At 65.7% G+C, this 13,254-nt stretch carries 13 protein-coding genes; 3 read left to right on the forward strand and 10 right to left on the reverse strand.

Features of this window, described 5'->3' with window-relative positions; all coding sequences use genetic code 11:
* The first annotated feature begins 1 nt into the window (after position 1).
* Complete coding sequence (locus tag A5750_RS02660) at positions 2 to 970, forward strand: LLM class flavin-dependent oxidoreductase (RefSeq protein ID WP_067261156.1); 969 nt, start codon at positions 2 to 4, stop codon at positions 968 to 970.
* Here A5750_RS02660 and A5750_RS02665 read toward each other — a convergent pair.
* The 9 genes from A5750_RS02665 to A5750_RS02705 form a co-directional block, all read right to left on the reverse strand.
* Positions 967 to 2,160 (reverse strand): amidohydrolase family protein, encoded by a 1,194-nt coding sequence (locus A5750_RS02665; RefSeq protein ID WP_082959021.1) that lies wholly within the window; start codon positions 2,158 to 2,160, stop codon positions 967 to 969. The two genes, A5750_RS02660 and A5750_RS02665, sit on opposite strands and share 4 nt — an antisense overlap.
* A gap of 55 nt (positions 2,161 to 2,215) precedes the next feature.
* Positions 2,216 to 2,974, reverse strand: a complete 759-nt coding sequence (locus A5750_RS02670; protein WP_066958528.1) for an SDR family NAD(P)-dependent oxidoreductase — start codon at positions 2,972 to 2,974, stop codon at positions 2,216 to 2,218.
* Positions 2,971 to 3,399 (reverse strand): SDR family oxidoreductase, encoded by a 429-nt coding sequence (locus A5750_RS02675; RefSeq protein WP_231989108.1) that lies wholly within the window; start codon positions 3,397 to 3,399, stop codon positions 2,971 to 2,973. Before A5750_RS02675 ends, A5750_RS02670 begins: the two co-directional genes overlap by 4 nt.
* Before the next feature lie 62 nt (positions 3,400 to 3,461).
* Positions 3,462 to 4,913 carry a class I adenylate-forming enzyme family protein gene (locus A5750_RS02680; RefSeq protein ID WP_067261062.1) on the reverse strand — a complete coding sequence of 484 codons (1,452 nt, stop codon included), beginning with the start codon at positions 4,911 to 4,913 and terminating at the stop codon, positions 3,462 to 3,464.
* Entirely contained in the window at positions 4,910 to 5,710 is an 801-nt protein-coding gene (locus A5750_RS02685) for an enoyl-CoA hydratase/isomerase family protein (RefSeq protein WP_067261065.1), read from the reverse strand. The genes A5750_RS02680 and A5750_RS02685 overlap by 4 nt, the downstream gene beginning before the upstream one ends.
* The gene (locus A5750_RS02690) at positions 5,707 to 6,519 is read right to left on the reverse strand and encodes an enoyl-CoA hydratase/isomerase family protein (RefSeq protein WP_066958520.1); all 813 of its coding nucleotides are present in this window, start codon (positions 6,517 to 6,519) and stop codon (positions 5,707 to 5,709) included. Before A5750_RS02690 ends, A5750_RS02685 begins: the two co-directional genes overlap by 4 nt.
* Positions 6,516 to 7,763 (reverse strand): acyl-CoA dehydrogenase family protein, encoded by a 1,248-nt coding sequence (locus A5750_RS02695; RefSeq protein ID WP_066958518.1) that lies wholly within the window; start codon positions 7,761 to 7,763, stop codon positions 6,516 to 6,518. The genes A5750_RS02690 and A5750_RS02695 overlap by 4 nt, the downstream gene beginning before the upstream one ends.
* A 7-nt stretch (positions 7,764 to 7,770) precedes the next feature.
* Positions 7,771 to 8,577 (reverse strand): enoyl-CoA hydratase/isomerase family protein, encoded by an 807-nt coding sequence (locus A5750_RS02700; protein WP_066958516.1) that lies wholly within the window; start codon positions 8,575 to 8,577, stop codon positions 7,771 to 7,773.
* 8 nt (positions 8,578 to 8,585) lie between these two features.
* The gene (locus A5750_RS02705; protein WP_066958515.1) at positions 8,586 to 9,845 is read right to left on the reverse strand and encodes a hypothetical protein; all 1,260 of its coding nucleotides are present in this window, start codon (positions 9,843 to 9,845) and stop codon (positions 8,586 to 8,588) included.
* Positions 9,846 to 9,937: 92 nt separating this feature from the next.
* Here A5750_RS02705 and A5750_RS02710 point away from each other — a divergent pair, with 92 nt between their 5' ends.
* Positions 9,938 to 10,759: an enoyl-CoA hydratase/isomerase family protein gene (locus tag A5750_RS02710; protein ID WP_066958513.1), complete on the forward strand. Its 822-nt coding sequence runs from the start codon at positions 9,938 to 9,940 to the stop codon at positions 10,757 to 10,759.
* A 3-nt stretch (positions 10,760 to 10,762) separates the two neighbouring features.
* Here A5750_RS02710 and A5750_RS02715 read toward each other — a convergent pair whose 3' ends face one another.
* Positions 10,763 to 11,629 (reverse strand): SDR family NAD(P)-dependent oxidoreductase, encoded by an 867-nt coding sequence (locus A5750_RS02715; protein WP_066958511.1) that lies wholly within the window; start codon positions 11,627 to 11,629, stop codon positions 10,763 to 10,765.
* A 56-nt stretch (positions 11,630 to 11,685) separates the two neighbouring features.
* Between A5750_RS02715 and A5750_RS02720 the strand changes: the two genes are divergently transcribed.
* Positions 11,686 to 13,254 carry a class I adenylate-forming enzyme family protein gene (locus A5750_RS02720; protein ID WP_066958509.1) on the forward strand — a complete coding sequence of 523 codons (1,569 nt, stop codon included), beginning with the start codon at positions 11,686 to 11,688 and terminating at the stop codon, positions 13,252 to 13,254.

Consider the following 13,254-nt stretch of genomic DNA (forward strand, 5'->3'; position numbering starts at 1 on the left):
AATGTTCACGCTTCGCTTCGATATGAGAGCACCGCAGATCGGTGCGCCCGCGAGCGAACTCTACGCAGCGGCCGCCGACATGGCCGCATGGGCCGAGTCCCGCGGATGCGTGGCCGTCGTGTTGTGCGAACACCATTGCGCCGCCGACGGTTACTTGCCGTCGCCGCTGCTGCTCGGCTCGGCGATCGCGGCGCGGACCAAGCGGCTGATGCTGAACTTGGTCGTCATTCTTCCGTTCTACGATGTGGCCCGGCTGGCCGAGGACATATCGGTGCTGGACCACATCAGCGCTGGCCGGGCCAGTTATGTGTTCGGGATTGGCTATCGCCGAGAGGAATTCGACCACTTCGGGCTCTCGTTGTCCGAGCGTGGACGACTGGCTGAGGAGAAGCTCGGCATTCTGCGCCGGTTGCTCACCGGCGAGGAGGTCGTTCATGGGGGCCGGCGGATGAAGGTGACGCCACTGCCGCACACTGCGGGTGGGCCGATGTTGATGTGGGGTGGGGCGAGCCTGGCCGCCGCGCGGCGCGCTGGCCGAAACGGCCTTGGTCTGCTGGCCAACGGCGGGGTCCCGGGCATGCGGGAGGCCTATGAACAGGCGTGTCGGCAGAATGATCACCAACCGGGTTTCGTGCTGATTCCCGAGCGCGACGCGGCCACCAATTGCTTCGTGGCAGAGGATGTCGACGCGGCGTGGGACGAGATCGGCAAGTACCTGCTGCACGATGCGATGGCATACGGCGAGTGGAATCCCGACAACGCCGTGTCGGCCAACATCACGCACGCGAAGACCGTCGACGAGCTGCGGCGTCAGGCCACGACGCACGTGATTCTGTCGGTGGAGGAGGCGGCCGAGCGTGTCGCCAGCGGGGAAGTCATGAACCTCTCACCACTGTGCGGCGGCATGCCAACCGAGATTGCGTGGCCCTACTTGAAGCGCTTCGCCGATCTCGGACAGCTGGCAACCTAGATCCCGATGAGCTCCTTGAGATTTCCCCCCATGACGCGCGCGGTGATGTCGGCTGGAAGGTTTGCGAGTTCGCCTACGAATTTCGCCGGTTCGGCGAGCCCCTCCGGGTGCGGGTAGTCCGATCCGAACATTACGCGGTCCGTGCCGAGAATGTCGATGAGGTGCGACATGTCCTCCTCGTGAAACGGGTTGACCCACACGTGCCTGCGGAAGACATCACAAGGATGCTCGCTGAAGTCATACGGCCTCTTTCGGTAGACGCGGTCGAACACGTCCAACAGGCGGTGCGCCCACGAGCCGCCGTTCTCGACCACGCCAACGCGCACCCCGGGAAAGCGTTCGAACACCCCGTGCGCGACGAAGGCTGCGAGGGTATCGAAGATGTTTCGGCTCTCCTCGTAAATGAAACCCCGCAGCTTGCTTAGCGCGAAACCGTTGAACTCGGTTGCGTCCTCCCAATCGTCGACGTAGCGCTCATATCCGGAGTCCGAATTGTGCATTTGGACCGAGATGCCCGACGACTCGACCAGCCGCCAGAACTCGTCGAATTCGGGCAGCGCTGCAGAACGGGAGGTGCCGTCCTCGCGCGGGACCGGTGCCGGCCTAATCAGCACCGTCCTGGCTCCGTTTTCCAGGCACCAGTCAAGTTCCTGGACGCCCAACGCGGGGTCGTTGAGCGAGATCGCGGGGACGGGGAAGATCCGGTTCCGATAGTTGAACGTCCAGTCTTCGAGTAGCCACCGGTTGAACGCATGCGTGACGGCGTGGGTGAGTTCGGTGTCGGATTTGGTCCGTTCCTCGAGCATGCCGGCCGTCGTCGGAAACATCACGGCGCCGTCGACGCCTTGGCGTTCCATCAATGCCAGGCGCAGGTCGGGACGCCGAAATTCGTCGGGGCACCGGATTGGCTCGGCAAGTTCGCGCAGCGTCTTGCCTTCCGGATTTACGCCCCGGAAGTAGTCGGCCCAAGCGCCCGGCGTCGGAATAACTTCATAAGTCGGGTTGGGTATGGTCTCGGTGATGACGCCGAGGATCTGCAGCTTCTTGCGCCCGTTCACGTCGACGAACTTCAGCGCCTCGGAGTATTTCTCCGGCAGGTAGCGGGTGTAGGCATCGATGGTCTCGTACATGTGGTTGTCGGCATCCCAGACCTCGAACGCTTTTCCATCAGTCACCAGCGCCTCCAACATGTGTGAGAATGTTGATTCTCAATATAGCAAACTGCAATATCCGGCCCCATCGGCCCTAGAGATTCATAAAATGACCACCGTCTACACCCAGGGTCTGCCCGGTGATGTAGCGCGCATCGGGACCGATCAGAAATGCGACGGCCGACCCGATGTCTTGCTCTGGGTCGCCGATGCGTCCCAGGGGAATCCTGCGAGCCAACCTCTCCTCCATCGCGGGTTCCGCCTCGATCGCGGCGGTCATGGCAGGCGAATACGCAAGCGGTGACACCACGTTCACCGTGATGCCGTGCGGAGCCCATTCGCGGGCCAAGCTCTTGGCGAAGCCGCGCAGCGCGCCCTTCATCGTCGCGTACAAGGGCAGTGTCGCGCTGCCCTCCATCCCAGCCGGCGACGTCATGACCACGAACGTGCCGCCGCGTTGCTTGAGCGCCCAAAACGCGGCGGCGGCACAGTGTTGGGCACCGCCGAGGGAGACGGAGAAGTGATCCTCCCAGAGCGCGCGATCCACATCCGCCAGTTGGTGCGGCTTGCTCGAGGAATTGCTCGTGGCGTTGTGCACAATGGCGTCGAGCCCGCCGGTGAGCCCGACCGCGAGGGAAACCGCGTCGGCGACCGCGGCCCGATCGGTGACGTCGCAACGGGCCCATGTCGCGCGATGCCCGCGCGAGGTGATTTCGTCGGCGACCGACTGTCCAGTGTCGGAACGGGTGGCGACGATCGTGTGCGCCCCCGCAGCGGCCAGGGCCATCGCTATGCCACGCCCGACACCGCCGCCAGACCCGGTCACCAGCACGGTGAGTCCTTCGAGCTTCACGGCAACATCACTGATCCGCCGTCGACGATGACTGTCTGCCCGGTGAGGTGGTCGATGTCATGGCGCAGAAGAAACTTAGCCGTCTCCACGACGGAGTGAATCAGCATGCCGTCATTGGACACCGCGGCAGAAGTCAGGTGAGACGCGTCGATGTCCGACCGGAAGAGGCTCACTGGCGCGGCAATGATGTTGACCGCGATACCCTCCGATCCCCATTGCCGCGCCGCCGATTTCGCCATCGACCGAATGCCCTCGATCGCGGCGGTGTAATTCACCAGCCCCGCTGCACCCGAGATTCCGATGGTCGGCAGTATCACGACGATTCGCCTGTCATCGGCCACCATGGACGTGTACGCCGCTTGGAGCGCGACAAGGGTTTGCCACATCGTCTCGTCAGCAGCCGCGTTCGCGTCGACGACAATCACGTCGCCAACCTCGTCGGCCAACGCCCTCGAGAGGGCCTCGGCGGGACCAAGGACGACCGCGGTCACGCGTCGGCCAAAGCGGCGAGGTCGCGTCTGACGACCTTGCCGACATCGTTGCGTGGCAACCGCTCGACGAACACGACACGCACGGGTACGCGGTAGGGCGTCAGGTGCTCCCGGCACCAGGCGATCAGGTCGTCTTCGGACAGATCGTGGGCGTGACAAGCGACGAACGCCCAGGGCACCTCGCCGAGGCGCTCATCGGGAATGCCCACCACGGCCGCTTCGCGTACTCCCTCGGCGGCCAGCAGCACGTCCTCCACGGTGCCGGGAAAGACCTTCAGCCCACCGCGGTTGATCATGTCCGACACCCGGCCGTCCAGCCATAGGAATCCGTCCTCGTCGAACCACCCGAGGTCGCCGGTGTGGAACCAGCCGTCGTCAGTGAGCCTGTCAAGAAACGCCGGATCGATCTTGCGAGCCGCCGTCGTCGGCGTGCGCACCATCACCTCGTCGTCGGCGATCGTGACATCAATGCCGGGCAGCGGGCGTCCGACCGAGCCGAGCTTGGTCTCGCCCCATTCCCGCGCGTCGGCGGCCGACCATCCGACGACTTCGCCGCCGAGTTCGGTTTGGCCGTAGGAGTTGAGCACGATGACGCCGAACTTGTCGCGGAACCTGCCGGCTTGCACGGGGGACAGGGGAGCGGTGATCGATCGCACGATCTTCAGCGGCGACAGGTCGGTGACCGACTCGTCGTGCAGGACCATCGTCAACGCCGCCGGGGGCAAAACCGTGGAGCGCAACCGGTGCCGCTTGACCAGTGCGGCGAACTCGGCAGGTGAGAACTTGTCCATGAGCACCACCCCCGAGCCCGCCCGAAAGGCGAACAGCACCTGGTAGATGCCGGCCCATAACGACAGCGAGAGCGGAACGAGGTTCGGCATTGGTGCCCGGTTCGCTCGGGCCGCCACCGTTTTCGCGCCGCGGAGCTTGGCCAACAGCCGGTCGATCAGATCCAGGACGGTTGCATGACGAAGTGGCACCGGCTTCGGCGGGCCGGTGGTTCCCGACGTGAATTGCAGCAGTGCCACATCCCGGTCGTAGTGCCGCGGATCGGGCGGCCGTTCCGACGATGGCGAAAGCGACCAGGCCAAGCGCGAGGCGGCCACGACGGGCAACTTGTAATCCGAGAAGCGAAGGGCCAGCTCAGGTGTGGTGATGACGGCGACCGGCCGCAATGTTGCGAGCTGCGATGCCAACTCCTTATCGGCGGCCCGTGGGTTGAGCGGCGTGTAAACCCCACCGGCACGCCAGGTCCCGAACAACGCGGCCACCGTGCCGGCATCGTTGGGCAGCATCGCCGCGACGACTTGTCCGGACACCAAGCCGGCTTCGGTGAGTATCGCGGCCAGGCGATCTGCGCTCGCCACCATATCGTCGCGCGAGACATCGGCGGTCAACGTGTGCACGGCCGTGTCGGGCAGGTCGGCCAGCAGTTCGGCGAGACTCACGAGTCCGCTTCCAGTGGTTGCCAATCCGGTGTGCGCTTGTCTGCGAACGCCCGTGGCCCCTCGTTCTGGTCGGGATGGCCCCACATCGACGTCAAGTGCTTGGCGCCCGCTCGGCACGCATCCGTCAAGCCGTATTCGAGCGCGCCCCACAACGCGCGCTTGGTCGCCCGCATCGCGGCGGGCGAGTTCAACGCGATCTTCTCGGCGAGTTCCTGCGCGACGTCGCGGAGCTTGTCGGGAGGGTCGACGATCTGGCTGATCATGCCGAGCTGGTACGCGCGTTGGGCCGTCAGGCGTTCGTGGCTGCCGACGAGCGCCATCCTCAACACCGCCTCGGCGGGCATCTTTCGCATCAGGGCGATTGTCTCCAGCGCGCTGACCTGGCCGATGGAGACGTGCGGGTCGACGAAGGTCGCATCGGACGACGCGATGACGATGTCGGCGTCGGCGACCCAATGCAGTCCGCCACCCGCGCACACCCCGTTGACGGCCGTGATGACGGGCTTTCCCACGTTGCAATGCCAGCCCGTCAACTTCAGGTCGAGCGTGCGCATCGACTCCTGGAACTGCCGCACCGCCTCGCCGTCGAGGTCCTCGACGTCGGCGCCAACCTGAAACGCCCGGCCGTTGCCGGTGTGCACGATGACGCGGACAGCGGGATCCGCGTCCAATTCTGCCCACGCCTTGGGGAATTCCTCACGCATCGTCGCGTCGTACGCATTGAGTCGGTCGGGCCGGTTGTTGATGATCCAGCCCACCGGGCCGCGCCGCTCGACGATCAACCTTCGATAGCTCATGAAACCTCCGCGGGGTCCAGCGGCCGCCAGCGCGCGGATCGCTTGTCACGCCAGGCGCGTGCGCCCTCGGCGTGGTCGGGGTGACTGCGAAGCCGCCAAATCTCCTCGCTGGCAGCGTGTTTGGCTGCGGACAGGCCCACTTCGAGGGAATGCCACAATGCCTTCTTGGTGGCGCGCATCGCGGTGGGGGAGTTCGTTGCGACAGCGGCGGCCAGCCGGCCGGCGGTCGCCCGAAGCTGATCGGCTGGCACGACATCCGAGACGATGCCCAATTCGTATGCCCGTTGGGCCAAGATGCGCTCGCCCGTACCGCTCAACGCCATTCGGGTGATCGCCTCCATCGGCGATTTACGTAGCAGTGTGATTGCTTCGTATGCAACTGCTTGCCCGACCGAGACATGCGGGTCGACGAACGAAGCCTCCTCGGCGGCGATGACGATGTCGGCGTCGGCAACCAAGTGCAGACCCCCGCCCGCACACACCCCATTGACCGCCGCGATCACCGGCTTCCATACCCCGCAATGCCACGACGAAATCTTCAGCTCGGCGTCCCTGGTCCGGCGCGAGTGTCGCCGCATGGCCTCCTTGTCGCGAGCCACCTGCACGACGTCCATACCGGTGCAGAACGCCTTGCCGTTGGCGGCATTGACGATCACATACACGTCGCGGTCGGCATCCAACTCGGCCCACGCGGCCTCGAGTTCGTCGAGCATCAGCGCGTCGAACGCGTTGCCGGCATCCGGCCGGTTCAGGATCAGCCAGCCGACGCCGTCGGACTTCTCGACGATCAACCGCTCGTAGCCGGTCACGAGCGTGGAATTTCCTTCCAGGGCTTACCCTTCCACGGATCCGGCTCCTTGGCCAGACCGAGCACGCGCTCGCCGAGGATGTTTTTGTTGATGTCGCTCGTGCCGCCCTCGGTGGCGTTGGCCAGGCTGCGCAGCATGCCCTGCACCTCTCGGGGCAACGCGTCGGGATCGCCGGTGGCAGGCCAGGCCACCGCAGCGGTACCCAGCAAATCGGCCATCAAATTTTGGATCTGTTGGTTGAGCGTGGCCTGATGGACCTTGCCGATCGAGGACGCCGCACCGGGCGACTGGCCCGCTGAAAGCGCCTCGCGCACTCGGGCATTGGTCCAACCGCGGATCTGCTCCTGCGCCCACAGGCGCATAACCTTGTTTCGCACGACGGGGTCGGCCCAGCGCCCGGTTTCTCGGGCCAGGGAGATCAGGCGCTCAGCGCCAGAACCACCGAGGCGCCCCATACCGCCCGATCCCGATCCGGAAACCATCTGCCGTTCACTGGACAGGGTCGACGCGCTGACCCGCCAGCCGTCATTGATCTCCCCGACCCGATGCTCGTCGGGCACCCGCGCGCCATCGAGGAAGACTTCGTTGAACTCCGCTTCGCCGGTGACCTGGCGCAGCGGTCGCACGTCGACGCCCGGTTGGTGCATGTCGAGCAGGAAGTACGTGATGCCCTTGTGCTTGGGCTGGTCCGGATCGGTGCGCGCCAGTAGGATCGCGAAGTCCGCCTCGTCGGCCCACGTGGTCCACACCTTCTGTCCGGAGATCACCCATTGATCGCCGTCGCGTTCGGCTCGGGTCGCCAATGACGCGAGATCGGAGCCCGCGCCAGGTTCGCTGAAAAGCTGACACCACTTCTCTTCGTTGCGGACGATGGGCGGAAGGAAGCGCAGCCGCTGTTCCTCGGTGCCGTGACTGAACAATGCCGCCGCGGCGTTGTTGAGCCCCAACGGATTCAACCGGGTGAGTCGGAGCGGAGCCAGGACCATCTCAATCGCACGTGCAATGTCGTTGCCGACGCCCAGGCCACCGTGCTCCGGAAGCCAGGTCGGTGCGACCAGTCCCGATTCGGCGAATGTCGGATACCAATCCCGGTAGTCGGCCGCGGTGCGGACGGCCCGCAGGGCCGCGGGCCCTTCGGCGGCGGCCGAGCGCCACGCCGCGGGCACCTCCGCGGCAATCCACTGCCGCACCACCTCGACGGCGTCGATCGCGGAGGTGTCGGGGGTGATCGGCAAACGCATCATGAGCCCGTCAACGGCCTTGGAACTTCGCGTCGCGTTTGTCACGGAAGGCCGCCAGACCCTCCTTGAAATCGTCGCTGCGGCTTGATAACTCCAGCGCCATGGCCTCGTTCTGGAGATGGCGGTCGAGGTCGAGTCCGTTGCCGCTGTGCAGCAGCCACTTGGTGAGCCCTAGGGCAACCGTGGGCGCCTCACCGAGTTTGGTGACAAGTTCCTCTGCGGCAGCGTCCAATTGAAAGGGCGCGCACGTGTGGTGGATGATGCCCCAGTCGGCCGCGGTGGCGCCGGAGATCTCCTCGCCGAGCATCAGCAGCTGTCGGGTGCGCACCATCCCGATCAAGCGGGGCAGCAGCCAGGCGGCGCCACTGTCGGGTGTGAAGCCGCGGGCCATGAACGGTTCCCAGAAGCGAGCGTCATCGGCGGCCACGCAGAAGTCGCAAGCTACTGCGATGTGGAACCCCAGGCCGGCCGCCCAGCCGCGGACCACGGCGACGATCGGCACCTGGGTCTCCAGCATCAGCGGGATGAGCCGGTTGGCCTTGTTGGGGAGTCGGCGCTGCGTACTGCCCACTCGCGGTTTGCGCTCGGATTTCGTGTTGTTCGCGATGAGATCCGAGCCCGCGCAGAAGTCCGGACCATCGGCGTCGATGCGGATGACGCGCACCGCCTCATCGACGCCTGCGGCGGCGAGATGTCCGATCAGTGCGTCCAGCATGGTGTCATCGACTGCGTTGCGCCGCTCGGCGCGGTCCAGGGTGAGGCACAGAACCGGGCCTTGCCGCTCGGCCCGCAGTCCGGGAACGCTCGCATATGTCACGGCAGCTGTCATCGTCCTGCGAATTCAGCTGATACGACCGTGAGCAGATCCGCCAGGTTCGCCGCTCCGCCGGGCGGGTCGGGCAGCCGGACCGGGCCGCGGTCCCGGCTGGGTAACAGGATGGTCGCGTGTCCCGGTGCCGTGACCTCGTTGCGGTGGTTGGTCGCCGCGAGTTCGACATCGACCGCGGGGCGCTCGCCTTCGGCAAGGTACTTTCGAGTCACGGTGCCGGTGATGGTGTGCAGATCGCCCACGTAGTTGAACAACCGGAACTCACAGTCCAGCTTCCACAACCAGGCGTCGTCCCCCATCCAGTCCGTACACAGATGGATCAACCACGTCTCACGCATCCGGCCGTAATCGAAAGTGGTCGGGTTGCCGGCATTTCGGGCCGCATCCGGTTCCCAGTGCACACGCTGCTGCGCATCGGGCACGCCGTGGTCGTTCGGGGTGTAGAAGCGGGGAATGCGTTGCCGGTTGCGCCACGCCAACCGCAGGGGACGCACCCCGTACATGCCTGTGCCCATGCCGACATGCCAGCAAACCATGTCGGTGACGGTGAGCGGCCCCTTGGTCAATGTGCCGATTGCTTCGCCCTCGTTGAGGTCTTCCCACCACCGCGGTTCGGCACCACGCGGGCATTCGCGCGCGTAGCTTTCGTCGATCTCGGCGATCTCCTCGGCAGTCCAGTTCTTGAGTTCGATCGACTCGTATTTCTTGCGGCCCCGGGCCTTGCTGCGCTCGGTGCGGATCATGTTGCGGTATTGGCCGCCGAGGATGGTGCCCTCGTCGTCCCGGAAGACTTGCGCCGACCACTCGTGAATCGCCCGTCCGGCGAACTCACTGCTTTTGTCGAGCGCGGCGACCAGCGCATTGCGCCTAAACACTCGGTGGTTGGCGCGCAGCGGAGCCCACCACTCTCGTGCGGACGACGCGTAAAACGCATGCACCCCGCGCAGCGGGTCGCCCTTGGTCAGGGCCCGATCCTCCTCGGAGAGCTCGGTGACTTCGTCTTCGCCGATCAACGTGTCACCACCGACCAGTGCCGGCGGCGCGATCGACTCACCCCACACCGACTTCGCGGCGTAGTCCGGATCAGCCCACATGGGATTGGCGTCGCCGTAGGCCTCGGCGACGTGGCGGAAAGTGTCCTCGTTGGGGCGGACGTAGTGCGGTGGCTGGGTGTGCGGAACGGCGATGCCGATGGTGGCACGCAACCTGGACAGCCCCTCATCGGTGATTTGGCCCGATTGAGAGGAGCGGGTCATGGCACGCCTCCTCAGTTCTGGCGAATATCGTGGCCCGGTACGAGTATGGAAATTAAGATACCCGAAAAGCGGAAACGCCGTTAACGGCAGGGGTGAGTGAGTTGAGCGAGGAGCAGCCAGGGATCCTGGAGGCCGTTGGTGCGGACGGTGTTTGCCGCATCACCATCGATCGCCCCAATGTGGGAAATTCGTTGTCACCGTTGGCTCGTGACGCGCTGATCGACGCGTTCCAACGCGCCGGCGAAAATCCAGCGGTGCGTGCGGTGTTACTGGGCGCGACGGGGCAGCGGCACTTCTGCGCCGGGGCCGGCTTGCCTGGATCGGCACCCCGGCCACCGGCGGGCGACAAGCGGTCAGGGGACGTCGCTCGGATGCTGCAGAACGGCTGGCAGCGCTTGGTCTCATCGATCCTCGATTGCGATAAGCCCGTGGTCGCTGCGGTGAAGGGCACCGCGGCTGGCGCAGGAATCAGCCTGGTTCTCGCCTGCGATCTCGTCGTGATGTCCACGGAGGCAAAGCTTGTCGCGGCATTCGTGCACCGCGGTGTGCTTCCCGATTCCGGCGCCATTCATCTGCTGACGAGGATCGTGGGGCTGCGCAAGGCCACGGAGCTGTTGATGCTCGGCGAGCCCGTCGACGCCGCCAGCAGTGAGCGGCTGGGGCTGGTCAACCGCGTGGTCGGACCGGACGCTACCGATGAGGTCGCCGGGGAGCTGGCCGCCCGGCTTGCGGCCGGACCGACAGTGATGCTCGGGCACACCAAGCGACTGCTCTTGGTGTCCTCGGAGTCCGGCCGTGACCGAGCTTTCGAGCAGGAGGCATGGGCACAGGAGGCGGTGTCGCGCACCACCGACCTTCAGGAGGGCCTGCGGTCGTTCGCGGAGCGCCGCGAACCGCGATTCTTGGGCCGCTGATTCTCACTCCTTGACTGGCCCACCGCGGATCGTGAACGTCGCGGCGTCATCGATCTCGTCGATCGCCTCGGCCACGGATTCTGCAGTGAGCGAGGTGTTCTCGATCCCTTTGGTCACGCCGATGAAGACCCGTGAGACCTTGCCCGCCCCGACCGAATAGATGTGGGCGGTGCGGTCGCAGTCGCGGTGCGACAGGTAAACCACGACCGGAGTCACCAACTCAGGGTCCATCGCCTTACCGGCTTCGCCCATAATGGTCTCGGTCATGCGCGTCCGTGCGATGGGGGCGACAGCGTTGATCGCGATGCCGTTTCGCGCTCCCTCGATGGCGAGCACGTGCATCATGCCGACGAGCCCCATCTTGGCCGCACCGTAATTGGCCTGCCCGAAGTTTCCGAACAAGCCGGTACCCGAGGTCGTTTGGACTATTCGTCCATAGTTCTGCTCGCGCATGACCGGCCATACCGCGCGGGTGACGTGGAACGCCCCGGACAGGTGAACGGAAATGACCGCTTCCACCTGTTCGGCGGTCATGTTCTTGAATGCCGCGTCACGCAGGATTCCCGCGTTGTTGATGAGAATGTCGACCCGTCCGAATGTGTCCGTCGCCGCCGCCACGATGGCCGCGCCGCCCTCCTCGGTAGCGACCGAGTCACCGCTGGCGATCGCCGTGCCGCCCGCCGACGTGATCTCGTCAACCACTGCCTGCGCGGCCGATATCGATGCACCGGTGCCGTCCACTGCGCTGCCCAGGTCGTTGACCACCACGCGCGCCCCCCGGCGGGCGAGTTCGAGGGCGTGACAGCGGCCGAGGCCTCCGCCTGCACCGGTGACGATGGCAACCTGATTATCGAAATTCATTGACGGCATGGTGAGAGGTTACATTTACTCTCAGTGAGAACCATCGTTTGCATCGGAGGACATCCATGAGCGGCGCGCCCGCGCTGCTGCAGTGTGCGCAGCGGCGAGCCGTGGCATTGCGGGACCGATACCGCGAGGCGGGGTTCTGGTCGGACCAGCCCGCCGACGTCGTTCGTGCCGCCGCGGCACGACATCCGGAGAAGCTGGCTCTGCGCGCCCGGGGGGCGGAGCTCAGCTATGCCGAACTCGACGCGCGCATCGATGCGGCCTGTGGCGCTTTGGCGGCTTCGGGCGTCGGAGCGTCGACACCGACCGTTGTGGTCGTGGGTAACGACGTGGATTCAGTGGTTGCCGTCCATGCGACGTTGCGCCTCGACGCCGTCGTCCTGCTGGTCGCTCGTAGCGCCGGCGAGGCGCAGGTGGCCGACATCATCGCGCGCACGGGAGCGCAGTTCGGTGTCGCGCCGAATTGGCCTGCGGCCCCGCGGAAGGGGATGTCCGCGCAATTGGCCTGGATCTCTTTGGACGCCGATTGCACACCGCAGACTGCGTACGCATCCCGGCGTGCGGCCGACGAGCCCTGCCTGGTGCTCTACACGTCGGGAACCACCTCGGCGCCCAAGGGGGTCATCCACTCGCAGAGCACGCTGATGAAGGCGTCGTCAAATTACATCGCGGCGGCCGGACTCGGCCCGGCCGACCGGATCTTTCTCATCAGTCCGCTCGCGTCGGTGACCGGAGCGCTGCAGGCGTTAATCATCGCGCCGATGCTCTGCGCGCCCGTCATCCTCGAGGACAACTGGGATGCCGCCGAAACCTGCGAGCTGCTGGTCTCGTCGGGCGCGACGTGGTACGGCGGACCCGATCGCTTGCTGGACCGGCTGCTCGACGAGTCGGTGACGCGCGGGCTGGACGTGCCGCTGCAAGCGGTTTATTTGGGCGGGACAGTGCTGGATCGGCGGATCGTCACGCGCATCGAAGACGATTTCGGGATCATTGTGATGCGCGCCTACGGTTCGTCCGAAGTGCCAGTGAGCACCTCTGGTCTGCGGTCGGAGACTGCGGGCGTGCGTCACGCCGACGACGGTGTCGCGCTGCAAGACGTCGAGGTGAGGATTGGATCCCCGGGGGATCCGACCGAGTGCTGCATTCGGGGCCCGCACACGTTCCTCGGGTACACCGACGCCGACGACGACGCGCGGGCGTTCGATGGCGACTGGTTCCGTACCGGCGACGTGGCCGAAATCTCCGAAGGCCGGGTGCGCATCGTCGGGCGCCTGAAGGACATCATCATTCGCAACGGTCTGAAGATCGCGGCTGTCGAGGTGGAGGAGGCCGTCGCCCGGATCGCCGGGGTCCGCGAGTGCGCGGCATACTCGGTGGCTGACGCCACGACCGGCGAGCGACTCGCCGTCGCCATGGTGCTCGACGCCGACGTCGACATGTCGCTCGCGAAGGTCACCGACGCGCTGATCTCGGCGGGACTGCCCAAGTACAAGTTGCCCGAGGAACTGGTGTTCTGGAACGAGCCGCTGCCGGTCAATGCCAGCGGCAAGGTCCAGCGCAACACGCTCGCTGCGCGCTCGGCGGGGCGGACGCGGGTGCTTGCAGACCGCCTCGCCGAAACTGGTTGA

The sequence above is a fragment of the Mycobacterium sp. 852002-51613_SCH5001154 genome, assembly GCF_001667425.1.
Lineage (GTDB): Bacteria > Actinomycetota > Actinomycetes > Mycobacteriales > Mycobacteriaceae > Mycobacterium.